The organism is Salinivibrio sp. VYel1, assembly GCF_009377945.1.
In the GTDB taxonomy this organism is placed as follows: Bacteria; Pseudomonadota; Gammaproteobacteria; order Enterobacterales; family Vibrionaceae; genus Salinivibrio; species Salinivibrio siamensis.
Map to the genome: position 1 here is coordinate 25,447 of NZ_RSAM01000006.1, position 24,948 is coordinate 50,394.

The window sequence follows — 24,948 nt, forward strand, 5'->3', positions numbered from 1 at the left end:
ACTAAGCCAGTCGCTCTCTCAGTCGTGGCGCTTGCTCGCATTGGGTATAAAGGCGAGCTGGCGCTGAACGAGAAGGTCAAAACTGTCGAGCAACGGCTGATAGGGTGTGGGGTCGCCACTGAGTTGACTCAGTGCCATATAGCCGGCCTCGAGGGTGGACAGGGCACCCGGCTTCCGACTTTTACGAATCTGATACTGGCTTGGCGCACAGGCGTCAATACGGATACTCGGAAGTGCCTGTAAATTGGTCGACAACTGATACATTTTGTAGGCTTTTTTCCAGGTCCCATCCAGCAAAATAACCCCTTGTTTGGCACTCGCACCTTGGGCCGTCATCTCACTGAGTACCATCGCGTTTTCACCGGGGTAGAGCACGGCATAAGTAATGTCCGGGTCCGCCAATAACGCATTCAGCGGGGAATGCTGGCTAAAATCTTCTCCGACGAAGGTCACGCTATGTTGTAGCGAAAGGCTCAGCAGGCAGGCACTGTTCTTTGGGTGCGAGACTTCATCAGGGTGCTGAAGCAGGATCACGGGATTGGGATTATCAATCTTGGTGATGGCATCGCAAATGCAGATGGCGTGGGCTTTATGGCAGCGAGAGCAGTATCGAGACATACGAATAAGGGCGTTATAAACGGAATACGGTGATCAATAACATAACGCAAGCCGTGTCGCACGTGCTTGCGTTATCGACAGGTAACACCCACTAGCTCTCTTGGCTGTACCCGCTGAGAAAGCGTTCAAAGCGACTGATAGCCATCTCCAAGTCATCGACGCGCGGCAAGGTGACAAGCCGGAAATGGTCGGGTTGGTGCCAATTAAAGCCCGTTCCATGCACCATGAGCACTTTCTCTTGCAATAAAAAGTCGAGCATTAACTTTTCATCGTTATGAATGTTATACCGTTTGGTGTCGATTTTCGGGAAGAGATAGAGCGCGCCTTTCGGCTTTTTACAGCTCACCCCTGGAATTTGGTTGATAAGCTCATAGGCTTTGTCGCGCTGCTCCAGCAACCGACCGCCGGGTAAGATAAGCTCGTTGATGCTCTGGTATCCCCCCAACGCCGTTTGAATCGCATGCTGCATCGGGACATTAGCACAAAGCCGCATCGATGCCAGCATCTCAAGGCCTTCGATGTAACCGCGTGCATGTTGTTTCGGCCCTGTGACCAGCATCCAGCCGGCGCGAAAGCCACAGACTCGGTAGGCCTTGGATAAGCCATTAAAGGTCAAGCACAGTACATCCGGTGCTAAGGTGGCGATAGAGTAGTGCTGCGCCCCGTCGTAGAGAATTTTATCGTAGATTTCGTCCGCAAAAATGATCAGATTATGCTGGCGCGCGATCTCCACCACTTGCAACAAAAAGTCGCGACTATAAACAGCCCCCGTTGGGTTATTGGGGTTAATCAGGACAATCCCGCGGGTGCTGGGCGTGATTTTACGTTTGATATCGTCTAAGTCTGGATACCAGTCCGACTCTTCATCGCAAAGGTAATGGACAGGCTTGCCCCCTGATAAAGATGCCGCCGCCGTCCAAAGTGGATAGTCGGGTGAGGGCACCAGTAACTCGTCACCATTATTAAGCAGGGCTTGCATGGCCATCACGATAAGCTCGGAGGCACCGTTGCCCAAATAGACGTCTTCAACGTCTAAGTCCATCAAGCCGCGCTTTTGGTAGTGTTGCACCACGGCTTTACGGGCGGAGTAGAGCCCTTTTGAATCGCAATATCCTTGCGAGGTGGGGAGGTTGCGGATCACATCCACCAAGATTTCATCGGGGGCATCAAAACCGAACGGGGCGGGGTTACCGATATTCAGCTTAAGAATGCGGTGGCCCTCTTCTTCGAGGCGTTTCGCTTCTTTCATCACTGGACCGCGAATGTCGTAGCAGACATCATCCAGCTTGGCGGACATTCCAATAGGTTGCATTAACGTTCCTGTAAATAAAAAGGTGAAAATTGTTATTAGGCTTTTTTGGTAACTTACACTATTTGTTTGCCAATTCGAAAGACTTGGGCAGATAAAGTTTCACTGCTAGGAATGGCGCAAAAAAATCGACCAAGTTTGACAGATAACTGATCTAGCGCATATTTGTAAAAGACGCTCACAGGTAGACTGATAAGCAAGAATAACGTGCTACATAAAAGAGTACGGATTGACTTGCAAAGAGCACTGCCGCCTAGGCGGTTGGAGGATGTCGTGACTACCTTGATTCAAGCGGCTAATCATTTACAAAGCCAAGTAGCGATCAGTCAAGCGCCTGCACAATTGACCATGGCGTTTACTTGGCCAGGTGATTTGTCGCCCGTTGCTTGGTTGGATGCACAGCCTATTTACCCGAAAACCTACTGGCAATCACGCGATGGTCGTGAAGAGGTATTGGCACTGGGCGCTAGCCATCAGTTTTCTCAGCTTCATGCGGCCCAAGCCAGTCTGTTGCCTGACCAGCGCATTTGGGGCTGTGTGGCCTTTGATGATGCACCCGGCTGTGGTGATTTTTTCTTGCCAGTGGTTGAGCTCGTCAGGCGTGACCAGCAATGGCAGCTGAGTATTAATCTCACCACGGCGTGTGACAGCCAAGCGGTACTTAATCAGGTGATTTGGCAAGGCCGTCCTTTGGCAGCAGGGCAAGCGGTTGTCCGTGAAGAGACACATACCCCCAACCACGCTCAGTGGTGTCAATCTGTCCGTTGTGCGTTGACACACATGGAGCAGACCGCACTACAAAAAGTGGTGCTGGCACGTCAAACGCGTCTGTCGCTCAATGCGCCGATCAGTGCCGGCCAGCTGTTACAGCATAGCCAACAGCACAATGTCGAGAGTTTTCACTTCCTTTTTGCAACCGGCCCTGATGACGCTTTTGTTGGCTCAACCCCAGAGCGGCTATACCGCCGTCGCGATTGTCGTGTGACCACAGAAGCGGTAGCAGGGACAGTTCGTCGTGGCGCAAGCTTTAGTGAAGATCATCATCTTGGCGAGTGGCTATTAAGTGACACGAAAAACGTGCACGAGAATCAGCTGGTGGTGGACGATATTTTCGCCGGACTTCGCCGTCATGCGTTAACCATTACGGTTGACCCTGAACCGCATCTGATTGTGCTTCGCCATCTTCAGCATTTACGTCGTCGAATCAGCGCCATCATCGGGCCTGGTGTTGATGATACTGTGCTGCTCAGTGCCTTACAGCCCACCGCCGCGGTGGCCGGATTGCCCCGTGAAAATGCGCGTACCTTTTTAGCCGAGCAAGGCATTGCTCGTGGCCGTTATAGCGGTGCGGTCGGTTATCTTTCTCAGCGTGAAAGCCAGTTTTGTGTGGCAATACGCAGTGCACAAGTGACAGAGAATACCGTGGACTTATATGCCGGCGCCGGTATTGTCCCTGGCTCGGATCCGGATGCTGAGTGGCAAGAGCTGGACAATAAGCTCACGACTCTCCGTCAGTGTTTGCCTGCTTGCACGGTGCCTGAAAAAGACGCCATCAGACTCGGAGCCTGCTAATGTCGCTTTCTCTCACACACACCTGGGCAGAGGTTGTGATAGAAGAGCTATCGCGCCTAGGCATCAGGCATATTTGTGTCGCGCCCGGTTCACGCTCCACACCCTTGACGCTGGCCGCGGTGAAACAAAGTCAGCATCCCCAACGTCCGGTGACAATCCACCGTCACTTTGATGAGCGCGGGCTGGGTTACCTTGCCCTTGGTTTGGCCAAGAGTATCTGTGAGCCTGTCGCGGTGATTGTGACCTCAGGCACTGCGGTGGCAAATTTGCTGCCTGCCGTGGTAGAGAGTGGCTTAACCGGTGAACCGTTAGTGATTCTTTCTGCTGACCGCCCGTTTGAATTAATGGATTGTGGCGCGAACCAAGCGATTACCCAATCAGGCCTGTTTTCTTCTCATGTGACCGCTGAATTGGCGCTTCCGGCGCCGACCGCTGAGATCCCTTTGCCGGCGTTACTCACCAAAGTGGATCAGCTACTTGCACGTCAGGCTGAGCAAGGGGGGAGCGTCCATATTAACTGTCCGTTTCGTGAGCCTTTTTATGGCAATCGCGATGAGACAGAGGAGGAAAAGCTTCGCGAGTCTGTTGCCCACTGGTGGCAAAGCGGCCAGCGTTATACCCGCCACCATCAAGCTCGCTGTTCTGCGATGCCTGAATGGCCGCCTTGGTGGACGCCGACTGATGGAGGACCACGAACGGTAATTGTACTTGGTGCCGTGCCAGAGGGGCTGTCCGAGGCCGTGGAGCGGTTAGCGAATTCGCTTCATGCCATTATCTTGGCCGATCCACAGGCAGGGGTGGCGAGCAGTGCACCTGGCTACGATCTGTGGCTTAACCATCCCGATCTTTTCCAGCAATTGAATCAAGCCCAATGGGTGATTCAGCTCGGTGGGCGGTTGGTGTCTAAACGCCTTGGCCAATGGCTGGCGCAAACGCAAGCTCACTACTGGCTGATCAGCGAACACACACAGTCACTTGCCCCTCATCATTTGTCTGTCGAACAGTTTGTCGTGCCGCCGTCCCAGTGGCGGTTGTGGTTAAATGCACTGACTGATGCCGTCGACAGTGCACATTCTGACGCGATAGCTGATTCGACGCATGTGAGCGCGTGGCAATGCGCCCTAGTCAACGGTGCCAAGTATCAAATGCAACTGGCGGCCGCCGCCATACCGACTTCCCCTTTGTCGGAACACAATGTCTTTCAAACTCTGCCGGCGATGTTGCCTCACCACGCGGATGTTTTTATCGGTAACAGCTTGGCGATCCGCTTAGCGGATATTTGGTCTCACCTTGCTCACCATCGGGTATTTGCCAACCGTGGCGCCTCGGGCATTGATGGTTTACTCGCCTGTGCCGCTGGGGTGCAGCGATACCGCGCTCAGCCAATGTTAGTGGTGTTGGGTGATACCAGTGCACTTTACGATCTTAATAGCCTCGCATTATGGCGGGAGACGTCTGCGCCGGCCGCCATCCTTATCCTGAATAACAATGGCGGTGGCATTTTTGATGCGCTGCCGGTTGATCAAACCCTTTGTGATACCTACTACCGGATGCCGCATGATCTAGGTTTTGAACACATCGCGGCGCAATTCTCTTTGGGTTTCCATCAACCCGTGACCCCAGATGATCTCGTGCGAAGCGTGAGTCAGGCACTCACCACCCCTGGGGCTGATGTGATTGAAGTGGTGACACCGGCCGGAGAAGCGGGACAGGTACTCAGCGAGTGCTTAGCTGCCATGGCAGCCAGGGGGACACATGCTTAGTTACCAACAAGGCGGCGATCGGCATGGAAAGAAAGTGGTGTTTCTCCATGGTTTTTTAGGTAGCGGAGAAGATTGGCGTACGGTGACCGATAAAATGCACCATTGTCATTGGCTGTGCATTGATTTGCCTGGTCATGGTAGCAGTGTGAGCTATCAAGCCGTTGACTTTGCCACGACAGTCGCAGCAATACGACAAACGTGTTACCAGGTGTGGGGGCATCAAAAGGCATGTTTAGTCGGATACTCGCTCGGCGCGCGCCTTGCCATGCATCTTGTCTGCACTCAACCCAGTCTTTGGCGCGCGGTCTTCTTGGAAGCGGGTCACCCAGGTTTGGCGGATAGCCACCAACGACGCAAGCGGCTGACACAAGATAGCCAGTGGGCGGCGCGCTTTGCGCATCAAACCCTGTCAGAGGTGTTAAATGATTGGTACCAGCAAACCGTCTTCCAGTCACTCACGTCTGACCAGCGTACCGCTTTAGTGCTTGAGCGGGGAAATAATCACGGCCCCGCCGTGGCGAAAATGCTATTGGCGACCTCTTTGGGTCGCCAGGCGAATTTACGCGCGGGGCTGGGTGAAGCCTTTCGACAAGGCGTCACGATTGACTACCTTTGTGGAGAGCACGACAACAAATTTACCTCACTTGCACATTCACTATGGCAACACACCGGGATCCCCGCCACGCCGATAGAAGGGGCAGGGCACAACAGCCATGTTGAAAATCCAGATAGGTTTGTGCAGGTACTCACGCAAAGTCACGCACTCGCTTGACTTTTTATCTTTATGACGGGCTTTGTCCCAAGCAACCGAGGAAGGGGAGACACTATGGCTGTCACGCCGGGAATGACAGAAAAAGAGCTTTACGCGCCGATTGAGTGGGAACCGACTGAGCATGCGTTTAGCGATATCCTATACCATAAATCCACCGATGGTATCGCTCGGATCACCATTAACCGCCCTCAGGTACGCAATGCATTCCGGCCTCAAACGGTAAAAGAAATGATGCAAGCGTTGGCTGATGCGCGCTATGACAGCCGAGTGGGCGTGATTATCCTCACTGGGCTGGGAGAGAAGGCGTTTTGTTCCGGCGGCGATCAGTCCGTGCGGGGCGACTACGGCGGGTATCAAGATGATGAAGGCACGCACCATTTGAACGTGCTGGACTTTCAGCGTCAGATCCGCACCTGCCCCAAACCCGTCATTGCCGCTGTTGCAGGCTATGCCGTCGGTGGTGGCCACGTATTGCATATGATGTGTGATTTAACCATCGCCGCCGACAACGCTCAGTTTGGGCAAACGGGTCCCAAGGTCGGCAGCTTTGACGGTGGCTGGGGGGCGTCTTATATGGCACGGATTGTGGGGCAGAAAAAAGCCCGTGAAATCTGGTTCTTGTGCCGTTTCTACAATGCGCAAGAAGCCGTAGACATGGGATTGGTGAACACCGTCGTGCCACTGGATGAGCTTGAGCGAGAGACAGTGCGTTGGTGCCGGGAAGTGCTCCAACACAGCCCCATGGCGTTGCGCTGCTTAAAAGCGGCGTTGAATGCAGACTGCGATGGGCAGGCGGGTCTACAAGAACTGGCCGGTAACGCCACCATGATGTTTTACATGACCGATGAGGGGCAAGAAGGGCGCAATGCCTTTAATGAAAAACGCCGCCCTGAATTTGATCGTTTCCCACGTAATCCATAGAGGTCACTATGAGACAGGCACGGATTTATCACTACACCTTGCCAGTCAATGCCGGTTTATTTGTCCGTGATCAGCCGTTAACGGAGAGAGAGGGCTTGGTGGTTGAATTAAGCGAGGGAGCACAACGTGGTTGGGGCGAAGTGGCGCCGCTCCCCGGTTTTAGCCAAGAAACCTTTGCTGAGGCACGTCATGCGTTAATTGCTGCCACCGCGGTTTGGTGTGATCATCGTAATATTGCCATGCCACAACTGCCTCCTTCTGTGGCATGGGGGCTAAGTATCGCGCAAGCCGAGTTAGACAAGCGTTTGCCCACTCAGTCAGGCTTTCGTCATGTGCCCGTGTGTACGGGGGATCCTGATGCCTTGTTGGTGACGCTGGGGCAACAACCGGCGGGCCAGCCTTATGAGGCAAAAATTAAAGTGGGGGAGTATGAGGTCGCCCGCGATCGGTTAATGATCGCGACCATGTTAGAGGCGTTGCCGGATTTGAGGCTGCGCCTTGACGCGAACCGTCGTTGGCAACCTGAGCAACTTGCCAGCTTTTGGAATGGGCTCAGTGAAGCCCACCAAGCGCGAATTCACTGGATTGAAGAGCCTTGTCGCGATCCTAACCAATCGCTCGTACAAGCACAGGCATTAGGCTACCCCCTGGCGTGGGACGAGAGCCTAATCGATAGCCAAAATATGGCGTTGCTTGAAAACGATCGGGTCTCGACCTGGGTGATTAAGCCCAGTTTACTCGGCGATCTGGCCACCATTGAGCAATGGGTGAGTCGGGCGCATGCGTTGGGCAAAACGGCGGTGATTAGCTCGGCATTAGAAACCAGTTTGGGCTTAACGCAATTATCACGATTGGCCGATTGGTTGACCCCAGGTGTCGTGCCAGGACTTGATACATTGGGGATTTATCAGCATCAACTCGATCGCACCTGGCCAGGGGCGTCGCAGCCCTTGATCCCACTCCACGATCAGCCACTCGTGTGGATAAACACCTTGTGAGTCAACGCATGTTTGGGTTTGATACGTGGCCATGGCGCCATTGGGCGGCTGTAGCACCGAACGCGAAAGCGATTGATAGCGAGACGCCGCTCACATGGGATGCACTCAGTACGCTCGTGGATGGCCAGCAAGATCTACTGGGTGAGGCGCCCATTGTGGTGCTCGACAGCGCATTGTCACAAAGGGAGCTGATTGTGGGGATGCTCGCGGCTTGGCAGGCGGGGAAAAAAACGCTGGTATTGAATCAAGCTTTAAGTGACGAGGTGCAAGCCTCCGTGCTGAGTCAACTTGGCGTCTATCAATTTTTGCCTGACCGCTCGCGCCAACCGCGTGTCAATGTGCTGCCCATTGCAACCCATTGGCAACCCGATAAGCCTCTAACCTTAACCTTAACTTCCGGGTCAACCGGTACGCCTAAGGTGATTGCTCACGCGGCTCATCAGCATCTCGCCAGTGCTGCCGGTTTAACCCAAATGCTGCCTTTTTTGGGCTTGGCGGATAAGACGACCTCTCTAGAAAACCGCGTCGATCGTTGGCTCTTATCGTTGCCACTGTTTCATATATCCGGCTTAGCCATTGTATGGCGTTGGTTGTATAAAGGCGCACAGCTGGCTATCTATCCATGTCGTGGGGAAAGCATGGCATCGGCGCTCACACATGTTAGCCACGCCTCGTTAGTGCCCACGCAGCTCTATCGCGTGTTGCCTGCACTGAGAAAATGCCCAGATACTTCCACCTTATCTCACGTGTTGCTCGGTGGCGCTGCTATTTCAAGTGCACTGACGGAGCAGGCAGAACAACAAGGGATAAGCTGTTGGTGTGGGTATGGGATGACGGAAACGGCATCGACGGTCACTTTAAAGCGAGCCGATGGACAGGATGATGTGGGCACCACCTTGCCGTATCGCGATGTGATGGTGGCGGATGACGGTGAGGTAATCCACCGCGGGGAGACGTTAGCCTTAGGGGTTTGGCAAGCGGGCGCATTGCAACCGCTTGATGCGTCCAAAGGGCTGGCCTCGCGCGATTTAGCGAGTTGGTGTACAGACGTTCACCCGCCGACGCTACGTATCATCGGGCGTAAGGATAATCAATTTATCTGCGGTGGGGAGAACGTTCAGCCCGAGGTGATTGAGGCACACTTGCAACAGTGTGCCGAAATTCGTCAGGCCATGGTCGTTCCGGTTAACGATCGCGAATTCGGGGCGCGTCCGTTGGCGATTATCCAGAGTCGGTGCCTTCTCAACGCCCAGCAGCTGGCTGACTATTGTCGGCGCTTGCCCGCTTATCAACGCCCGGTCGCGTTCTTACCTTGGCCATCGTTATCGCCCGAGGCGGGGATTAAACCGTCTCGAGCGCAATTAACCCAATGGGCTCAACGCCAAGCGATTAACTAAGGCCGGTCGGCGCGCAGGCGAATGACTTCATTGCGCATATGCTCTGAGGTCGCTTGCTCAGGCTCAACGGCTGGACCGGCGACGACGGTGACTTTAGACCAAAACCGCTTGGGCAGTTTTAACATGGCTTTCCCGCCATGACGGCTAAAGTAGCTGCCCCAAAGGCCCTGTAACGCCATCGGTACCACAGGCACCGGAGAGCGTTGCAAAATCATATCCATCCCGCGGCGGAATTGGTCGATTTCGCCGTCATAACTAAGATGCCCTTCTGGGAAAATCAGTACCACTTCGCCATTATCAAGCGCCTTTTGAATCTCGTTCATGGCGGCCCGGATCGTGCGGCCCCGATGGCTAATGGGGATCACTTTTGAGGTACGGAAGAACCAATGTAGCACGGGCAATTGATATAAATCTTCAAACATTACAAAGCGGATAGGGCGATGACACGCGCCAGCTAACAAGAGCGCGTCCATATAGCTGACATGGTTACAAATCAGCAAGGCACCGCCTTTTTCAGGAATATGGTGTAAGTCTTGGTGTTTTACTCGATACAGGGTATGGGTGACCATCCAGGTAAAAAAGCGCAAGGCGAAAATCGGTACCAGTTTGCTGACATAGATAGCCACCAAGAAGTTGAGCACCGCCAATACTAAGAAGAATTCCGCGATAGATAACTCAACCACGACCAAGAGAGTGATACCGAGTATCGCACTGGCCACCATAAACAAGGCATTGAAAATATTGTTGGCGGCAATCACACGCGCACGCGCGGCTTTATCGGCGCGTTGTTGCATCAGACTGTACAGTGGCACAATAAAAATCCCGCCACACACGCCAATCATCAATAGGTCGATAAACACCCAGGTCAGGGCTGGATCAGTGATAAAAGCAAGCAGGTTGCTATGAAGGGTCGGGGCCGCCGGCGTGGCAAAAAACAAATGTAAGCCAAAGCCGGTTAATCCTAAACTGCCCAAGGGGACAATGCCGGGCTCGATACGATGACCAGAAAGCTTATCACACAGCAATGCCCCCACAGCGATGCCAACAGAAAACAAGGTGAGCAGAAATGATACGCCAATTTCACCGCCACCGATCGAGGCGGTGAATTTGGGAAACTGGGTTAAATAGCTGGCACCTAGAAACCAAAACCAGCTGATCCCGAGAATCGCTTGTAAGGTGACCTTGTCTTTACGCGCGAAACGCAGCGTTTGTCGCATTAAAGCAACGGGTCGGTAACGTAAATTGAGTCCAGGGTTACCCGCGGGGGCGGGAGGGATGGCATGGGCAGACATGACGCCGAGCAACGCAAAACTAAATACGGCTATCCCAGATATCAGGTTAGAGTCAGGGTGATGGGCAATAAAGCCCGCCAGCAAGGTACCGAGCAGAATCGATAAGAAGGTGCCGGTTTCCACCAAGGCATTGCCTGAAACAAGCTCTTTGTCATTGAGCGTTTGTGGTAGTAATGCGTATTTCACCGGGCCAAAAAAAGCCGATTGGGTGCCCATCAAAAAAAGTAAGCCGAGTAACACATTCCAAGCGTGAAAATACAGCGCGACAGCGGCACTCGACATGATCACCACTTCTAACCATTTCACCCGTCGCATAATAAGGGCTTTGTCGTATTTGTCTGCAAGCTCGCCAGCAAAGGCAGAAAACAAGAAAAAAGGCAGAATAAACAGCCCAGCAGCGGCGTTGATAAACAGCGTGGCGTCCATCGGCAGTTGATCGGCCGAGGCGAACGCGACCATGATCACCAACACATTCTTATAAACGTTATCGTTAAACGCGCCCAATGCCTGGGTAATGAAATAAGGCAAAAAACGTCGCTCGCGTAAAAGCTGAAACTGTTGGCTCATTTAGGCAGATCCATTTCGCGTTGCAATAAGCGACTTATACTAGCAGCGAGCGAGGTATGCGCAACCTTGAATACGTTGCGCATCATTCAGTTAGTTGTCAAACAAAGAGGACTAAGAGAATTTTTGCATGTTTTTAATCGACACTTGCTCATTGAGTGTCCAAAAATCATACAGCACACCAATTAAGAAAAAGCCACCGGTAAATAGATAGATAAAGCCGGTGATCCATTTACCCATGTACATACGGTGAATGCCAAACACACCCAGAAAGGTCAGTAATAGCCAGGCAATGGTAAAATCCGTGGGGCCACTGCGAAAACGGAGATCGGCTTCTTTATCCATGGAAGGAATCAAGAACAAATCCACAATCCAGCCAACGAAGAACAGGCCTAGGGTGAAAAACCAGAGGGTGCCAGTTACCGGTTTTCCATAGTAAAACCGGTGGGATCCGAGAAAACCAAAGATCCAGAGTAAGTAACCAACAAATTTACTGTGGGTATCATTCATGGCTTGGTCCTATTGCAGTGAAAAGAATACTAATGGCTTGGAGTGCCTGCGTGGCAAATGGTTCCTACTGACGCCAAAACAGTGGTGTTTGGATGACGTTTGGTAACAATTATTCCCGCTCTGCCAATTGACTTCACCACCAGAGACTCTAGCATGATAACGGTCTTAAACCACAGATGATGCGATGATGAAAAAATTACTCTCTGTTGCAGCCTTGATGGTTGTCTTTGTTGTGACAGCGCCTTACGCAGAAGCGAAACGCTTCGGCGGCGGCAAGTCTTTTGGTAAAAGCTTTAAAACCGCGCCTGCGCCAAAAAATACCACCACTAACACCAACACCCTCAAACAGAATACCTCGAAAACAAGTAAAAAAGGGCTCGCCGGTGGTTTACTCGGCGGTTTGCTCGCCGGTGGTTTGTTGGCCGCATTCTTCGGCGGGGCGTTTGAGGGTATCCAATTTATGGATATCTTGATTCTAGGCCTGATCGCCTACTTCGCCATGAAGTTTCTCCGCGGGCTCACCCAAGCCAAAGCAGGGGCTCAGGCGCAAGGGCCGGCCTACGCGGGGCAACACAAAGGTTATTATCATGAAAAGCCTCATGCATTTCGACAAAACGCGGCAGGCACAGGCGCGACGTCAGGTGGATTTGGGGGCATGCAAAACGATGTGCCATTTAACTTTCCGCCTCAGTTCAACATGCAAAGTTTCTTGAGCGGAGCCCGTGAGCATTATCGGATTTTGCAAGGCGCATGGAACCATAACGAGCTTGAGAAAATTCAAGAGTATGTGACGCCTGAGCTTTATAACGATCTCGCCGCCGAGCGTGCACGATTGGGCAGTGAGCAACACACTGAAGTCATGTATGTGGATGCCGAGATTGTTCGCGCCGATTATGACAGCCGCAGGGCACAATTGAGCTTAAAATTCACCGGTCGTTATTGTGACCGCGTGGAGGGGGTCGAAGAAGACATTACGGATATTTGGCACTTAGAACGTGACTTAAGCCAGCCCAATGCGCCTTGGTTGATTGTGGGGATTCAAAGCTAACAAGCTCGCGGTGAAAACACGCTGATAGATAAAGCGCTGGCTAAGATAAGCCAGCGTTTTTTATGTCGCCGCTTCCAGATAAATAAGGTTATCGAGCGCTTGCTGGTACGTATCACCACATACCTCGGGATCTGCATCGAATGCGGCACACACCTCGGGGCGGGCGTCGGATCCAAACAGCTGACAGAGGTTGCGTTCATCCAGCTGTACACAACGGGTGTTAGCAGGTTTACCGTTTGGCATACCAGGGATCGGTGACGAAATGCTAGGCGCGATACAGCAAGCGCCACAGCCAAGACGGCACGAAAATGGCGATGCAGTTGGCATAATCATGGCCTCCGTCAACGTGCAAAGTCGGGCACTCTACCACTCACTTTTGGACTATCCAACCCACACAAAGGCTTGCTTGCACTTTACGGCTATGATGGTTATAACAAGCGCGCAATGTCGTTGCCGTGAAAAGGCGGCAATAAAAAAGAGATTAAACACCATGAGCACGCCTTTTTGGCAACAAAAGACCCTGGCACAAATGAGTGATGAGGAGTGGGAATCACTCTGTGACGGCTGTGGCCGCTGCTGCCTACACAAATTGATTGATGAAGAGACAGACGAGCTTTACTACACCAATGTCGCCTGTAGTTTGCTCGATGATAAAACCTGCTCGTGCAAAGATTATCCCAACCGCTTTTCGTATGAAGAGTCATGTTTGAAGCTTACCCGCGATAAGATTGATGAGTTTTATTGGTTGCCGGAAACCTGTGCCTATCGCTTGCTGGCTGAACATAAACCCTTACCCGAGTGGCATCCGCTGATCACAGGATCAAAGGCGGCGATGCATAAAGCGGGGATCTCGGTAAAAGGCAGCGTGGTGTACGAAATCGATGTGATTGATTGGGAAGATCATATCCAGCTGACTCAGCAACTGCGGTAACCCCAGCACATTGTCACCCTATGGCGCAGACTCCCCATTGTTTAATTTCTGTTGTTGGGCATAATGATGGCCAACTCGACAGGAGGTGACATGCAAAGGTACACGCGTCGTTCAAAAGCTGGCTGGGCCCTCGCCATTGCGCTTTGGGTACTGGCCGTGTGTGCTTTGCAAAACCAACTGAGTTGGCAATCAGGGGTACAAGCGACTTGCCAAGCAGTCAATATTGGTGACGCCGAGGAAGCAAAAAGCGCACTGGGTAAAAAATGTTCGCTTTCTGAGCAGTTGATGCATCCGTCTGCGTTGGCGTTAGACTGGCTACCGTCACCACTTTGGTGGCTGATTGTGCTACTTGCGGTGATGGCGACCGTTAGTGTATCGATCACCTTACCCACTCACGATCCACCGACCTATCGACGACGGCATCTTTGCTTTTGTGTGTTCCGAGAATAAAGCGCCTGCTTCCTAAATAGCGTATTTATTCTTAACAAGGAACAGACTTATGAATCGACTCAATGACTATTGGCACGCTTTTAAACACGGTCATGTTTGGCAAGGCGTTGCTTTACTGCCGCTTTTGTTTTTGTGCTTACTGCTACTCAGCCCGGCGGTACGGGCCACTGCGCCTGATACAGGTTGGCTCAGTAACCCCGACCATCCACCCGTTAAGGCGCGCCTCGCCTTAACCGGACAAGGTCATCCACAGACTCAGCATCTCGATGGGTTGCTCTCTATCCGTTTACAAGGTGACTGGAAAACCTATTGGCGCTCGCCAGGTGAGGGCGGAGTCGCACCGGAACTTATCATCAACGACAGCCAAAACCTGGGTGATATTACCTGGCACTGGCCGGCCCCTAGTCGACATGAGCTACTTGGCCTGACCATGCTGGGCTACAAAGGGCAGGTGACTTTCCCGCTGACCTTTGAGGTTGAAACCTGGCAACAGCCGGTTTCGCTCGATGCCACCTTGCGCTTGTCCTCGTGCACCAGTGTGTGTGTGATCACTGATTACCCTATCTCGCTCGACTTTACCCCGAGCACGCTTGAGGCGGATGGCGAGCGGATGTATCAGTTCAACCAAGCGATGAGTCAGGTACCTAAGCCACTTCCCAGTGTGCAGATTGAATCCGCGGTGTGGGATGCCAACCAGCAACAGATCGCGGTCACTGTGACTGGGAGCCAAGCTTGGCAGCAACCCGATATGCTGGTGGATGGTGATGCCGTTATCGATGATACCTTTGGCGTGCCCAGTATCCACCGTGATGGCGATACCTTGACCGCCACGTTTGACGTGACCAATTGGATTGAGCCCCCCAACCTTACCGATAAACCCATTCAAGTGACTGTCATGGATAAGCAGCTGCTGGCTGAGCACAGCACTACCGTGCGGGCGGGGAGTGTGGTTTCGCAAAGCGGATTATCGTTCTGGATGATTGGCGGTATCGCACTGCTAGGGGGATTGATCCTTAACGTGATGCCCTGTGTGCTCCCGGTGCTGGGCCTTAAGCTCAACAGTATCGTTGCCAACCCAGATGCGACACGTGGCACCATTCGTGGTCAGTTTTTGGCGTCAGCCGCTGGGATTCTGGTGTCCTTTTGGGCGATTGCTGGGTTGTTGATGATCTTAAAACTGACGGGGCAAGCCGTGGGTTGGGGGATCCAGTTCCAAAGCCCGATATTTATTGGGGTGATGACGCTGGTGATTTGGCTGTTCGCCCTGAGCTTATTTGATGTGCTGCGTATTGATTTACCGCCCAGTTGGCAGACGTGGCTAGCGACACGTGGTGGTCACACCCGTAGCGGGCATTTTGTTCAAGGCGTGTTTGCCACATTACTGGCCACACCGTGTTCGGCCCCTTTCCTCGGCACGGCCGTGGCGTACGCGCTGGGTGGGTCGTTGACGCAGCTTTGGCTGATCTTTACCGCGCTCGCGGTTGGTATGGCGCTACCGTGGCTGCTGGTCGCCGCTTTTCCAGGGCTGACGCGCGTATTACCCAAGCCTGGCCCGTGGATGAATCATGTCAAACGGGTCTTTGCGCTGTTGCTGGCCGGCACCACGGTGTGGCTATTCTGGCTGTGGATGCCGTACCTCGGTGTGTTAGGCGCAATCGTAATGGGGACGCTGTTGCTGGCTGCCAGTATCTGGCTGACGTATCGTGCCCTCGGCAAGATGGCTGCGATTAAAGGCGCGGCAGGACTGCTGCTGGTTATCGTGCTGGGGCTTATCGGTGCATCATTGACAGCACAGCGGTGGGCAACGCCGCTCAATCCTGACCCGGATTGGGTGAGCCTGGATGAAGCCGCGATCGATCAAGCGGTGGATCAGGGTAAGTTGGTGTTTGTTGATGTCACTGCGGATTGGTGCATTACCTGTCATGCCAATAAGGTGGGGGTGATTTTACAATCGCCCGTGTATGACACCATTACCGGAACGAATGTGGTGACGATGCAAGGAGATTGGACCCGTCCGAGTGATAGCGTGACTCAGTATTTGCAAAAGCACCAGCGTTATGGCGTACCGTTTAACATTGTCTATGGTCCCGGTGCACCAGAGGGGATCCCCTTACCCGTCATTTTGACTGACAAGGCGGTGATGGCGGCCATTGAGCAGGCGAAAACGCCATGACGGCCAAGCAAACAAAACGGTCTTGGCGTATGCGGGTCAAACGCGGTGCCCGTGACCTGTGCTGGCTCACCGTGTTTGTACTGATATCTAGCACCACGGTGGATTGGTGGCGAAGCCGCGATATCGATACCAGTGAGGTCCCTGTCGCGTCAATGCGTCTGCTGGATGGCCGCCAACAGGATTTGGTGGCGATGTCGCAACACGAACCCGTGCTTGTCTATGTATGGGCAACCTGGTGCGGTGTATGCCGTTTTGTGACCCCCTCGGTAGATTGGTTAAGTGGTCATGCGCAGGTGGTCTCGATCGCGTTACGCTCAGGCTCAAACAAACACATTGCCGGATACCTTGCGCATCATGGTTATGATTTTCCTGTAGTGAACGATCAAAGCGGGGCGCTTTCTAACGCATTTGCGGTGAAAGTGACGCCTACCGTGATGGTGGTCGAGCAAGGAGAAATCACATCAATAACAACAGGCTTCACAACACCGTTTGGCCTATGGTTAAGGCTGGTGTTATGAATTTACATTTATCAAAAGGAAACCCAATGTCCTTATCTCGCTATATCGCCCCAATGTGGGCTCTACTGCTTTTAGCGCTGCCGGTCAGTGCCCACGCGTTGTCGGATACGGAGCAAGCACAACTGGATGAGATTGTCAGCTTGTTAGAAGAGAACCCCAAACTGATCGCCAACCTCAACCAGAGTTTGCAAAAGTTTGTTGAACAGCAAAAAACGTTAAAGGAAAACCTTGCCGCACGTCGTGACTGGTTTGAATCGGACACCCACAGCTGGATTGGTGCTGAGAACCCTGAGGTCACCGTGGTGAACTTTATGGATTACAACTGCCCATACTGTAAAAAACTGGAAGAAGAATTGCAGAAACTGGTGGCCGCGCATGACGATGTCAAGGTGATTAATATTGCTGTACCACTCAAACAGCAGAGTATCGAATCGCTCGGCACTAATTCCGCGGTGTATGCGATGAACGTGTGGCTAGAACAGCCACAGACATTTGCGCAGGTCCATGAATTATTGATGAAAAAGCGCGGTATGCATGATGCGCGCTCGTTAGAGAAAATCGCGCAGAAAACCGGTACCGAAGCATTGCTTGCCGGCAAAGAAATGACCGGAAAAGCGGTCGCTGAGAACTATCGCGCGTTTGTTGAGCTAGGGCTAAGAGGTACGCCCGCGATGATCATTGGCGATCAGGTCGCGCCCGGCTATTTGCCGTACCCACAGCTCGAAGCCATGGTTGAAGCGGCGAGAGCTGAAGGCTAAGCCCTTATCGGCGTCGCTAATGCGTTGAAAGCCAGTCCTATTGCGACTGGCTTTTTTTGTTAGCTGCGCTTTGGTGGAAAAGCTGGCAAAATAGCGCGCCTTAACGGTAAAGGTACGGCATGAGTCACACGAATTATCAATCCCCACGCATTGTATTAGGCCCGATGGAAGGTGTCCTGGACCCCTTAATGCGCAAGCTGCTCACGGAGATTAATCACTACAGCCTCTGTGTCACTGAGTTTGTGCGCGTGGTTGACCAACGCTTGCCGGAAAAAGTCTTTCATCGCTTTTGTCCTGAGTTAGTGCATGGGGGCACCACGACGGCGGGGACCCCGGTTCGTGTACAGCTATTGGGCCAAGATCCAACGGCGATGGCGAGCAATGCCGTCCGCGCGATCCAACTGGGCTCGCAAGGCATTGATATCAATTTTGGTTGTCCGTCGAAAACGGTGAATGGCAACCGTGGGGGCGCGGCGTTGCTCAAAACCCCGGAGCACATGTTTGATGTGGTTAAAGCGGTGCGCGATACGGTGGATCCTGCCTATACGGTGAGCGCCAAAATACGTCTTGGCTTTAATGATCTTGATGATTACTTGTTCATTGCCGAGGCCGTGGCAAAGGCAGGCGCTGATGAGTTAGTGGTTCACGGACGTACCAAGCGCGATGGTTACAAAGCGGGTACCATTCGTTGGGATTTAATTGCTGACATTAATCAACACGTGCCCATCCCAGTCACGGCCAATGGCGATATTTGGCACCGTGAGGATGCACTGCGCTGCCAAGCAATGACCGGCTGCGACACCTTAATGGTGTGCCGTGGGGCGTTAAACATGCCCAATCTGGGTCAGCATATCCGTGATAACGTCGTGCCCATGCCTTGGCCTGCGGTGCTAGCATTGCTGATTCGCTATACCGATCAAGAACGCCAAGGTGATAAGGCGCAGTATTTCCCCAACCGCATCAAGCAATGGTTCAAGTATTTGCGCCAATATTATCCCCAGGCGGATGCCTGCTTTAAGGTGATTCGCGTTCTTAATCGCGCCGATGAGATAGTGCGTGCACTCGATAAAGCACGTGAACAAACAGAATTGATGACACAGGAAAGTTTATGTCAACACTAATGACGCTCTCTGAGCACTGGGACGGTATGCCTGCCAGCTTTGTGGAAGGTGCACTGCTGGCCGCGAACATTTGTCCGGCTCCTTTAGACCCTGACACTTGGCTGTCGGTATTAGTGACCGCAGGGGTAGAAGACGACGAGGAGGCGGCCGGTCTCCATCCAGACGATAAACAGTCAGTGCTGGCGCACCTCGAGCAGCAATATCACGCCTTGATGCGTAATGATTATGTATTGCCGGATAGCTTAATGTTGTCGATGCGCGGTGAGCACGCCCAAGCTTTCGCCGAGGGTTTTTTAGCGGTGTGGCCCTATGTTGAGCCGCACTGGCACGATGTGAGCATGAATGATGGCAGTCGCCGGATGCTATCCGCCTTAGTCACTAGCATGCTGCTGCTACACGATGAAGCAGGCACGTTAGCGCAGATGAAAGAGGTTGGCATTGATGTTGAGCCGGGCCAATATATGGATCAACTGGATTTAATGATCCAAGACGTGGCGAAAGCGGCGGATGAAGCGCAACAAGGCACGCATGGTGCGCACCAGGTTAACCCATTTAAGTCGATAGGTCGCAACGATCCTTGCCCATGTGGCAGTGGTGCCAAGTTCAAAAAGTGCTGTGGGCGTTAATGACATGAAATCGTTAAAACAATCCTCGCCAATACGTGTTGTGGCCGGCGTTGCCATGCGCGACAAGCAAGTGCTGGTGGCCCAACGGCAGCCAGATGGGCAGTTTATTAGTTGGTGGGAATTTCCCGGCGGCAAAGTCGAGCAAGGCGAGACTGACCAGCAGGCTCTCAAACGCGAGTGGCGTGAAGAATTTGGGGTAGAGATCCATGTCGGGGCACCGATTGTGGAAACCGAATTCGATTACGGCGACAAGGTGATCTTATTGTGCAGTTTTTGGTGTGACATCCTTGATGGGCCGCCCGTGCTACACCAACATCAGGCCATCTATTGGAGTGAGCCTCATCGCCTTGATGCTGGGGTTTTTAGTGGCGCAGATCGCCCTTTAATCAAGGTGCTTTGTGAGCGGTTCAACCACGTCGCAAGGAGCGAAAGCGCCGATGAAGTCGACGCTATCTTGCACGATCCGTCACCCGCCATTATGAAAAAATGCGGCGTGGGGGACGGCCAATAAACTGGGCAATTACCACTAGCGTCCAGACAACTAACATCGCGGAAAAGATCCCCACTAGCCATTGGGGCATCGACCAGCCTAGCCACTGCCACACCACTTTGCTGCAATCACCGTAGGCTTCAAAGACGGATGGCAGCCATTGGTTGAGTGGCGCCCAAGTAGGGAAGTTCACCGCCACATCGCAGGTGGCACCGAACAGTTGGTTCGGATCAGGAAATTGATAACTGACGTGCTCTAATGAGAGCTTGAGCGCCCATCCAGCTGTGACGCCATAGCCAAGCAAGCCGAGAGTACGCCAAAAAGGGTCGTTGGGCGCGATTAAACCAAGCAAGGCAGCCACGCCAATTCCAAATAGGGCAACGCGTTCATAAATACACATCACACAAGGTGCCAGCCCTTGATAATGTTGAAAGTAAAGCGCGGTGGCTTCCAGCCCCACAACGCATAGAAGCAACAACAGCCAGGACGCTCGGCTGCGAGAAAACTGGTTTAAGGCGCGCCACATAACTCACTCCTGATAAAAAACAAGGCCCTATATTGAGAGCCTTGCTATTCAATCGTTTGTTGAGACGAAGGTCAATGATAGAAGTGCGTTAGTGAGCGCTCGGTATGGCTTGCTGGCCCATGTGGATGGTTTCGGAAATCCAACCTTGGTGTAGCATCCACTCGGTAGCGGGCACCAAGAAAAACTCAATGCCAATCACCCCCAGTACCCCCATGACAATGGTATAAGGCAACGCCATATATACCATGCGCCCGTAAGAAAGGCGCAGCAGCGGCGCGAGTGTGGAAGTCAGTAAGAATAAGAAAGCCGCTTGGCCATTGGGCGTGGCGACCGAGGGTAAGTTGGTGCCCGTGTTAATCGCAACCGCCAACATATCGAATTGCTCGCGGCCAATCACGCCATTGAGCAGGGCGGTTTTCACCTCGTTGATATACACGGTGCCGACAAACACGTTGTCTGACACCATGGAAAGCAGGCCATTGGCGATATAAAACATGGTCAGTTGCAGGTGACCTTCCAGCGACAACACCATGTCGATGACAGGTGCAAACAGGTGTTGGTCGATGATCACTGCCACCACAGAGAAAAAGACCGCCAATAGCGCAGTAAACGGTAGCGCTTCCTCAAAGGCTTTGCCGATATGGTGTTCATCAACAACGCCCGTAAACGCGGTGGCAAGGATAATGATACTTAGGCCAATTAAACCGACCGCGGCCAAATGTAAAGCCAATGCGGTGATTAGCCACACCGCAATCAGCGCTTGCACCACCAACTTGGCGATGTCTTGAGGCGTGCGTTTTGCTCGCTGTGCGTTATCGTACTCCACCAATATTTTTAATACATTTTGCGGCAGATGTGCGCCATAGCCAAACAAGCCAAACTTCTCGACCAGCGCACATGTCAGCAAGCCGGCAAAGAAAACCGGCAGCGTGACCGGTGCCATACGTAAAATAAACTCACCAAAATGCCAACCAGCTTGGTCGGCAATGATCAGGTTTTGCGGCTCGCCGACCATGGTCATTACCCCGCCTAGTGCGGTACCCACGCCAGCATGCATTAGTAGGCTGCGCAAAAACGCTCGATAGTTTTCCAAATCGTTGCGACTAAGCTCGTCGCTTAAGCTTTCATCCGAGGTATGATCATGGTTAGCGCCGAACTCTTTTCCGGACGCCACGCGGTGGTAAATGGCGTAAAAACCGACGGCAACACTGATCACCACGGCAATCACGGTTAAGGCATCCAAAAAGGCAGAGAGCGCCGCCGCCGCGCCACAAAAGGCCAATGATAAGGCGATTTTCGATCGGATGCCCAATAGGATTTTGGTGAAAATAAACAGCAGTAGCTGTTTCATAAAATAGATCCCGGCCACCATAAAGACGAGGAGTAGTAGAACCTCAACGTTGGCCACTAATTCATGTTTGATTTGTGCGGGACTGGTCATGCCGATGGCGACCGCTTCAATCGCTAATAAGCCACCGGGTTGCAGCGGGTAGCATTTCAGAGCCATCGCGAGGGTGAAAATAAACTCGACCACCAGTAGCCAGCCAGCGATAAAAGGGTCGATCGCGAAAACAATTGGGTTAAGGATCAAAAAGCCAACAATGGCTAGTTTGTACCAATCGGGTGCTTTGCCGAGAAAATTCTTAAGAAACGCAGTTCTGAGTGTCATGGTCTTCGCCATAGTGAAAGTCTCATTGTTATCTATGCCTACCTAGCGCGCGGATGGGCGAGTAACGTGCACCAACACAAACGCGCCATCGGCGAACGGCTGCATGGGCACAGTAAGAGGGTGACAGATATCAGTGACGAAGGGTTATCGAGACGCATGGTTCACAATGCGTGGATGGATAGCCTTGTCACGAATAAGTGTGCGCTAGTTTGCCTAAGACATATTTTGTTACATCTTGTATGGGTTAGTTTTGCGATTTATGCCCAGTTTTTCATTGATCTGGTACAAAAGGATAGCAGATGTCACGCGATATCCGGTGATCTCACTCAGCGGTTTCTGCTGATGGCGTCTGGTGGTATGATGAGTTATTAATCAGAGCAAGAAGCAAATTGGAATTTAGATTCAATGGTTATAAAGGCGGATAGCCCAGCAACATTTGCTGAAAAATATATAATTGAAAGTATTTGGAATAATCACTTTCCTAAAGGCTCCATTTTACCTGCAGAGCGTGAACTGTCTGAACTGATTGGGGTCACTCGCACCACCTTACGTGAAGTGTTGCAGCGCCTGGCGCGTGATGGCTGGTTAACCATTCAACATGGCAAACCCACACGCGTAAATGATTATATGCGTACGTCAGGACTGAGCATTCTTGATACGCTAGTCACCCTAGAAGGGCAAGATGTGCATGGTGTGCTTGAGGACTTACTCGCGGCACGCACCGACATCAGTGGCGTGTACATGCGTTATGCAGCGAAAAACCGAGCTGATGACTGCTTAAACCTTATTGACCATGTGATTAAACGTTGTGAGCAAGTGCTTGAGTGCGAAAGCTTTGAGCAGTTCTTGGGACTTATCGATGAACAAGGTGAAGTCTTAAAAGACGTTAAAAAGATCCAGGACAAATACGGTAAGCAAGATCCCGCCTTGTGCGAGCGCATTTGTATGGGTCGCGCGTTTAATCACTTTGACTATCGTTTGTTCCAAGGGATGGCGCATTTTTCTGGCAACAAGGTGTATGTGTTAACCATTAATGGCATGCGTCAGATTTATTCGCGTGTGGGCGGATATTACTTTATGGATCGCCGCGCCTGTGAAAATGCATTGAGCTTTTACAATGACTTACGTGATATGATAGCCAATAATCAGCACCCAATGATTGGCGATCGAGTCAAACAATACGGACGTGAGTGCGGTGGCTTGTGGTTTAGTAACCGTGAAACAATTGCGGCACATATGGCTGAAGAAGAAGCCTAACGCGATCCAATGAGTGAAACCATGTGTATCAAGAAAAGCCGCCATGCTGATGACCATGGCGGCTTTTTTTATGGATGGCTCGACAAGGTTAGTGGCTGCCCATCAAAATGTCAGGATCAAACTGCGGCCGCTTGGGGCAGCTACTCAGTATTTTTCCGCGTCCTTCATTGGTTTCCTCTTCGAGGATCACTTCAAACCCCCACAGCCGATGGACGTGCTTGAGCACCTCTTCATAAGACTTCGCGAGTGGGATCCGGTTATGAGGGACATAGCGAAGCGTGAGTGAACGGTTGCCACGTAAATCGACATCGAAGACTTGAATATTCGGTTCGCGATTACTGAGATTGTACTGCGCGGAGAGATCTTCACGTAATTGGCGATAACCTTGTTCATTATGAATACTGGTCACTTCAATGTAGCTTTGCCGGTCATCGTCATTGACGGCAAAAAACTTCATATCCCGCATTACTTTAGGCGAGAGAAACTGACTGATGAAACTTTCATCTTTAAAGTTGGCCATCGCAAAATGAACGGTGTCGAGCCAGTCTTTCCCGGCGATATCAGGAAACCAGTACTTATCCTCCTCAGTGGGATTTTCGCAAATGCGACGAATATCTTGGAACATGGCAAACCCGAGTGCGTAGGGGTTAATGCCGGAATAGAACTGACTGTTGTAAGGCGGTTGTGCCACCACATTGGTGTGGCTATGTAAAAACTCCATAATAAAGCTATCAGTCACCAGCCCCTCATCATAAAGGTGATTCAGGATGGTGTAGTGCCAAAATGTCGCCCAGCCTTCGTTCATCACCTGAGTTTGCTTTTGCGGGTAAAAATACTGGCTGACCTTGCGCACTATCCGCACGATTTCTCGCTGCCATGGCTCAAGCAGTGGAGAGTGCTTTTCAAAAAAATACAACAGGTTCTCTTGTGGCTCGGCAGGAAAACGGCGTTTTTCTTCTTCTTGCTCTTTTTGGCCACTCGGGATGGTACGCCAGAGTTCATTGACTTGCGTTTGCAGGTAGTCTTCTCGGGCTTTTTGGCGTGCTTTTTCTTCGGCAAGAGAGATCTTTTGTGGTCGCTTATAGCGATCGACCCCATAGTTCATCAGGGCATGGCAGGAATCGATCAGGTTTTCTACTTCTGCCAGGCCGTACTTTTCTTCACATTCACTGATGTAATTTTTTGCAAACAGCAGGTAATCAATAATGGAGCCTGCGTCTGTCCAAGTTTGAAACAGGTAATTGCCTTTGAAAAAGGAATTATGGCCATAACAGGCGTGTGCCATCACCAGCGCTTGCATGGTGATGGTGTTTTCTTCCATCAAATAAGAAATACACGGATTGGAGTTAATCACTATCTCGTACGCGAGCCCCATGTACCCGTGTTTGTAGTTGCGTTCGGTCTCGATAAATTTTTTACCAAACGACCAATGATTGTAATTGATGGGCATCCCGACGCTTGAGTAAGCATCCATCATTTGCTCAGCGGCAATGATTTCGATTTGGTTTGGATAAGTATCCAGCTTGTAGTGTTCAGCGACGCGTTTGATTTCCTTGTGATACTGCTCGAGCAGGTCAAAGGTCCAATCGGGTCCATCATGAAGTGGAGTGTTACGTTTACCTTTGGTGACAGCCATACCATGTCTCCCTGATAAAATACGTCTAT

The 24,948-nt window shown here is 52.0% G+C and carries 24 protein-coding genes; 16 read left to right on the forward strand and 8 right to left on the reverse strand.

Features of this window, described 5'->3' with window-relative positions:
• Positions 1 to 18 precede the first annotated feature (18 nt).
• Positions 19 to 618: a tRNA-uridine aminocarboxypropyltransferase gene (locus tag EHW58_RS07130; RefSeq protein WP_152795654.1), complete on the reverse strand. Its 600-nt coding sequence runs from the start codon at positions 616 to 618 to the stop codon at positions 19 to 21.
• 91 nt (positions 619 to 709) lie between these two features.
• Entirely contained in the window at positions 710 to 1,930 is a 1,221-nt protein-coding gene (locus EHW58_RS07135) for a pyridoxal phosphate-dependent aminotransferase (protein WP_077578044.1), read from the reverse strand.
• A gap of 270 nt (positions 1,931 to 2,200) precedes the next feature.
• On the opposite strand from EHW58_RS07135, the gene EHW58_RS07140 reads away from it, so the two are divergent.
• From EHW58_RS07140 to EHW58_RS07165, 6 genes are read left to right on the forward strand one after another with little or no spacing between them, the layout of a single operon-like run.
• Complete coding sequence (locus EHW58_RS07140) at positions 2,201 to 3,499, forward strand: isochorismate synthase MenF (protein ID WP_370517148.1); 1,299 nt, start codon at positions 2,201 to 2,203, stop codon at positions 3,497 to 3,499.
• Complete coding sequence (gene menD, locus EHW58_RS07145) at positions 3,499 to 5,262, forward strand: 2-succinyl-5-enolpyruvyl-6-hydroxy-3-cyclohexene-1-carboxylic-acid synthase (protein ID WP_077665870.1); 1,764 nt, start codon at positions 3,499 to 3,501, stop codon at positions 5,260 to 5,262. Before EHW58_RS07140 ends, menD begins: the two co-directional genes overlap by 1 nt.
• Positions 5,255 to 6,034: a 2-succinyl-6-hydroxy-2,4-cyclohexadiene-1-carboxylate synthase gene (menH, locus tag EHW58_RS07150; RefSeq protein WP_152795656.1), complete on the forward strand. Its 780-nt coding sequence runs from the start codon at positions 5,255 to 5,257 to the stop codon at positions 6,032 to 6,034. The genes menD and menH overlap by 8 nt, the downstream gene beginning before the upstream one ends.
• Positions 6,035 to 6,088: 54 nt before the next feature.
• Positions 6,089 to 6,955, forward strand: coding sequence for a 1,4-dihydroxy-2-naphthoyl-CoA synthase (gene menB / locus EHW58_RS07155; RefSeq protein ID WP_077638789.1), 867 nt, complete (start codon positions 6,089 to 6,091; stop codon positions 6,953 to 6,955).
• 8 nt (positions 6,956 to 6,963) lie between these two features.
• Positions 6,964 to 7,953, forward strand: a complete 990-nt coding sequence (gene menC / locus EHW58_RS07160; protein WP_152795658.1) for an o-succinylbenzoate synthase — start codon at positions 6,964 to 6,966, stop codon at positions 7,951 to 7,953.
• On the forward strand, positions 7,950 to 9,350 hold the full coding sequence (locus EHW58_RS07165; RefSeq protein WP_152795659.1) for an AMP-binding protein: 1,401 nt from the start codon (positions 7,950 to 7,952) through the stop codon (positions 9,348 to 9,350). The genes menC and EHW58_RS07165 overlap by 4 nt, the downstream gene beginning before the upstream one ends.
• Here EHW58_RS07165 and EHW58_RS07170 read toward each other — a convergent pair.
• Entirely contained in the window at positions 9,347 to 11,209 is a 1,863-nt protein-coding gene (locus EHW58_RS07170; protein WP_152795660.1) for an MFS transporter, read from the reverse strand. The genes EHW58_RS07165 and EHW58_RS07170 overlap by 4 nt on opposite strands.
• 111 nt (positions 11,210 to 11,320) lie before the next feature.
• A complete protein-coding gene (locus tag EHW58_RS07175) occupies positions 11,321 to 11,716 on the reverse strand; it encodes a TM2 domain-containing protein (RefSeq protein ID WP_046075271.1) in 396 nt (131 codons plus the stop codon).
• 187 nt (positions 11,717 to 11,903) lie between these two features.
• Between EHW58_RS07175 and EHW58_RS07180 the strand changes: the two genes are divergently transcribed.
• Positions 11,904 to 12,764 (forward strand): Tim44 domain-containing protein, encoded by an 861-nt coding sequence (locus EHW58_RS07180; RefSeq protein ID WP_152795811.1) that lies wholly within the window; start codon positions 11,904 to 11,906, stop codon positions 12,762 to 12,764.
• A 60-nt stretch (positions 12,765 to 12,824) separates the two neighbouring features.
• On the opposite strand, the gene EHW58_RS07185 is transcribed toward EHW58_RS07180, so the two are convergent.
• Positions 12,825 to 13,091: a YkgJ family cysteine cluster protein gene (locus EHW58_RS07185; RefSeq protein WP_152795662.1), complete on the reverse strand. Its 267-nt coding sequence runs from the start codon at positions 13,089 to 13,091 to the stop codon at positions 12,825 to 12,827.
• Positions 13,092 to 13,254: 163 nt separating this feature from the next.
• On the opposite strand from EHW58_RS07185, the gene EHW58_RS07190 reads away from it, so the two are divergent.
• From EHW58_RS07190 to EHW58_RS07225, 8 genes are all read left to right on the forward strand, one after another.
• A complete protein-coding gene (locus EHW58_RS07190) occupies positions 13,255 to 13,695 on the forward strand; it encodes a YcgN family cysteine cluster protein (protein ID WP_077665865.1) in 441 nt (146 codons plus the stop codon).
• A gap of 90 nt (positions 13,696 to 13,785) precedes the next feature.
• On the forward strand, positions 13,786 to 14,145 hold the full coding sequence (locus EHW58_RS07195; protein WP_152795664.1) for a hypothetical protein: 360 nt from the start codon (positions 13,786 to 13,788) through the stop codon (positions 14,143 to 14,145).
• Positions 14,146 to 14,194: 49 nt separating this feature from the next.
• Entirely contained in the window at positions 14,195 to 16,318 is a 2,124-nt protein-coding gene (locus EHW58_RS07200) for a protein-disulfide reductase DsbD (protein ID WP_152795666.1), read from the forward strand.
• Positions 16,315 to 16,836, forward strand: a complete 522-nt coding sequence (locus EHW58_RS07205; protein ID WP_077667708.1) for a protein disulfide oxidoreductase — start codon at positions 16,315 to 16,317, stop codon at positions 16,834 to 16,836. The genes EHW58_RS07200 and EHW58_RS07205 overlap by 4 nt, the downstream gene beginning before the upstream one ends.
• 26 nt (positions 16,837 to 16,862) lie before the next feature.
• On the forward strand, positions 16,863 to 17,594 hold the full coding sequence (locus EHW58_RS07210) for a DsbA family protein (RefSeq protein WP_227486514.1): 732 nt from the start codon (positions 16,863 to 16,865) through the stop codon (positions 17,592 to 17,594).
• 119 nt (positions 17,595 to 17,713) lie between these two features.
• Positions 17,714 to 18,715 (forward strand): tRNA dihydrouridine(16) synthase DusC, encoded by a 1,002-nt coding sequence (gene dusC, locus EHW58_RS07215; RefSeq protein WP_152795668.1) that lies wholly within the window; start codon positions 17,714 to 17,716, stop codon positions 18,713 to 18,715.
• Positions 18,703 to 19,341, forward strand: a complete 639-nt coding sequence (locus EHW58_RS07220; RefSeq protein ID WP_077578058.1) for an SEC-C metal-binding domain-containing protein — start codon at positions 18,703 to 18,705, stop codon at positions 19,339 to 19,341. Before dusC ends, EHW58_RS07220 begins: the two co-directional genes overlap by 13 nt.
• A gap of 4 nt (positions 19,342 to 19,345) precedes the next feature.
• Entirely contained in the window at positions 19,346 to 19,852 is a 507-nt protein-coding gene (locus EHW58_RS07225; protein WP_152795670.1) for a (deoxy)nucleoside triphosphate pyrophosphohydrolase, read from the forward strand.
• Here the strand turns inward: EHW58_RS07225 and dsbB are convergent.
• Both dsbB and nhaB read right to left on the reverse strand, forming a co-directional pair.
• Positions 19,818 to 20,357, reverse strand: coding sequence for a disulfide bond formation protein DsbB (gene dsbB / locus EHW58_RS07230; RefSeq protein ID WP_077606901.1), 540 nt, complete (start codon positions 20,355 to 20,357; stop codon positions 19,818 to 19,820). The two genes, EHW58_RS07225 and dsbB, sit on opposite strands and share 35 nt — an antisense overlap.
• A gap of 88 nt (positions 20,358 to 20,445) precedes the next feature.
• Positions 20,446 to 22,026, reverse strand: a complete 1,581-nt coding sequence (gene nhaB, locus EHW58_RS07235; RefSeq protein WP_152795672.1) for a Na(+)/H(+) antiporter NhaB — start codon at positions 22,024 to 22,026, stop codon at positions 20,446 to 20,448.
• 405 nt (positions 22,027 to 22,431) lie between these two features.
• Between nhaB and fadR the strand changes: the two genes are divergently transcribed.
• A complete protein-coding gene (gene fadR / locus EHW58_RS07240; RefSeq protein WP_046075282.1) occupies positions 22,432 to 23,283 on the forward strand; it encodes a fatty acid metabolism transcriptional regulator FadR in 852 nt (283 codons plus the stop codon).
• Positions 23,284 to 23,371: 88 nt separating this feature from the next.
• On the opposite strand, the gene EHW58_RS07245 is transcribed toward fadR, so the two are convergent.
• Positions 23,372 to 24,919 carry a SpoVR family protein gene (locus EHW58_RS07245; protein ID WP_152795674.1) on the reverse strand — a complete coding sequence of 516 codons (1,548 nt, stop codon included), beginning with the start codon at positions 24,917 to 24,919 and terminating at the stop codon, positions 23,372 to 23,374.
• Positions 24,920 to 24,948 lie beyond the last annotated feature (29 nt).

Excerpts from the sequence above, each read along its gene's own strand:
- EHW58_RS07130 (WP_152795654.1), bottom strand. The coding sequence starts at position 618 with ATGTCTCGATACTGCTCTCGCTGCCATAAAGCCCACGCCATCTGCATT.
- EHW58_RS07135 (WP_077578044.1), bottom strand. The coding sequence starts at position 1,930 with ATGCAACCTATTGGAATGTCCGCCAAGCTGGATGATGTCTGCTACGAC.
- menD (WP_077665870.1), top strand. The coding sequence starts at position 3,499 with ATGTCGCTTTCTCTCACACACACCTGGGCAGAGGTTGTGATAGAAGAG.
- menH (WP_152795656.1), top strand. The coding sequence starts at position 5,255 with ATGCTTAGTTACCAACAAGGCGGCGATCGGCATGGAAAGAAAGTGGTG.
- menB (WP_077638789.1), top strand. The coding sequence starts at position 6,089 with ATGGCTGTCACGCCGGGAATGACAGAAAAAGAGCTTTACGCGCCGATT.
- menC (WP_152795658.1), top strand. The coding sequence starts at position 6,964 with ATGAGACAGGCACGGATTTATCACTACACCTTGCCAGTCAATGCCGGT.
- EHW58_RS07170 (WP_152795660.1), bottom strand. The coding sequence starts at position 11,209 with ATGAGCCAACAGTTTCAGCTTTTACGCGAGCGACGTTTTTTGCCTTAT.
- EHW58_RS07175 (WP_046075271.1), bottom strand. The coding sequence starts at position 11,716 with ATGAATGATACCCACAGTAAATTTGTTGGTTACTTACTCTGGATCTTT.
- EHW58_RS07180 (WP_152795811.1), top strand. The coding sequence starts at position 11,904 with ATGAAAAAATTACTCTCTGTTGCAGCCTTGATGGTTGTCTTTGTTGTG.
- EHW58_RS07185 (WP_152795662.1), bottom strand. The coding sequence starts at position 13,091 with ATGCCAACTGCATCGCCATTTTCGTGCCGTCTTGGCTGTGGCGCTTGC.
- EHW58_RS07190 (WP_077665865.1), top strand. The coding sequence starts at position 13,255 with ATGAGCACGCCTTTTTGGCAACAAAAGACCCTGGCACAAATGAGTGAT.
- EHW58_RS07195 (WP_152795664.1), top strand. The coding sequence starts at position 13,786 with ATGCAAAGGTACACGCGTCGTTCAAAAGCTGGCTGGGCCCTCGCCATT.
- EHW58_RS07200 (WP_152795666.1), top strand. The coding sequence starts at position 14,195 with ATGAATCGACTCAATGACTATTGGCACGCTTTTAAACACGGTCATGTT.
- EHW58_RS07205 (WP_077667708.1), top strand. The coding sequence starts at position 16,315 with ATGACGGCCAAGCAAACAAAACGGTCTTGGCGTATGCGGGTCAAACGC.
- EHW58_RS07210 (WP_227486514.1), top strand. The coding sequence starts at position 16,863 with ATGTCCTTATCTCGCTATATCGCCCCAATGTGGGCTCTACTGCTTTTA.
- dusC (WP_152795668.1), top strand. The coding sequence starts at position 17,714 with ATGAGTCACACGAATTATCAATCCCCACGCATTGTATTAGGCCCGATG.
- EHW58_RS07220 (WP_077578058.1), top strand. The coding sequence starts at position 18,703 with ATGTCAACACTAATGACGCTCTCTGAGCACTGGGACGGTATGCCTGCC.
- EHW58_RS07225 (WP_152795670.1), top strand. The coding sequence starts at position 19,346 with ATGAAATCGTTAAAACAATCCTCGCCAATACGTGTTGTGGCCGGCGTT.
- dsbB (WP_077606901.1), bottom strand. The coding sequence starts at position 20,357 with ATGTGGCGCGCCTTAAACCAGTTTTCTCGCAGCCGAGCGTCCTGGCTG.
- nhaB (WP_152795672.1), bottom strand. The coding sequence starts at position 22,026 with ATGACACTCAGAACTGCGTTTCTTAAGAATTTTCTCGGCAAAGCACCC.
- fadR (WP_046075282.1), top strand. The coding sequence starts at position 22,432 with ATGGTTATAAAGGCGGATAGCCCAGCAACATTTGCTGAAAAATATATA.
- EHW58_RS07245 (WP_152795674.1), bottom strand. The coding sequence starts at position 24,919 with ATGGCTGTCACCAAAGGTAAACGTAACACTCCACTTCATGATGGACCC.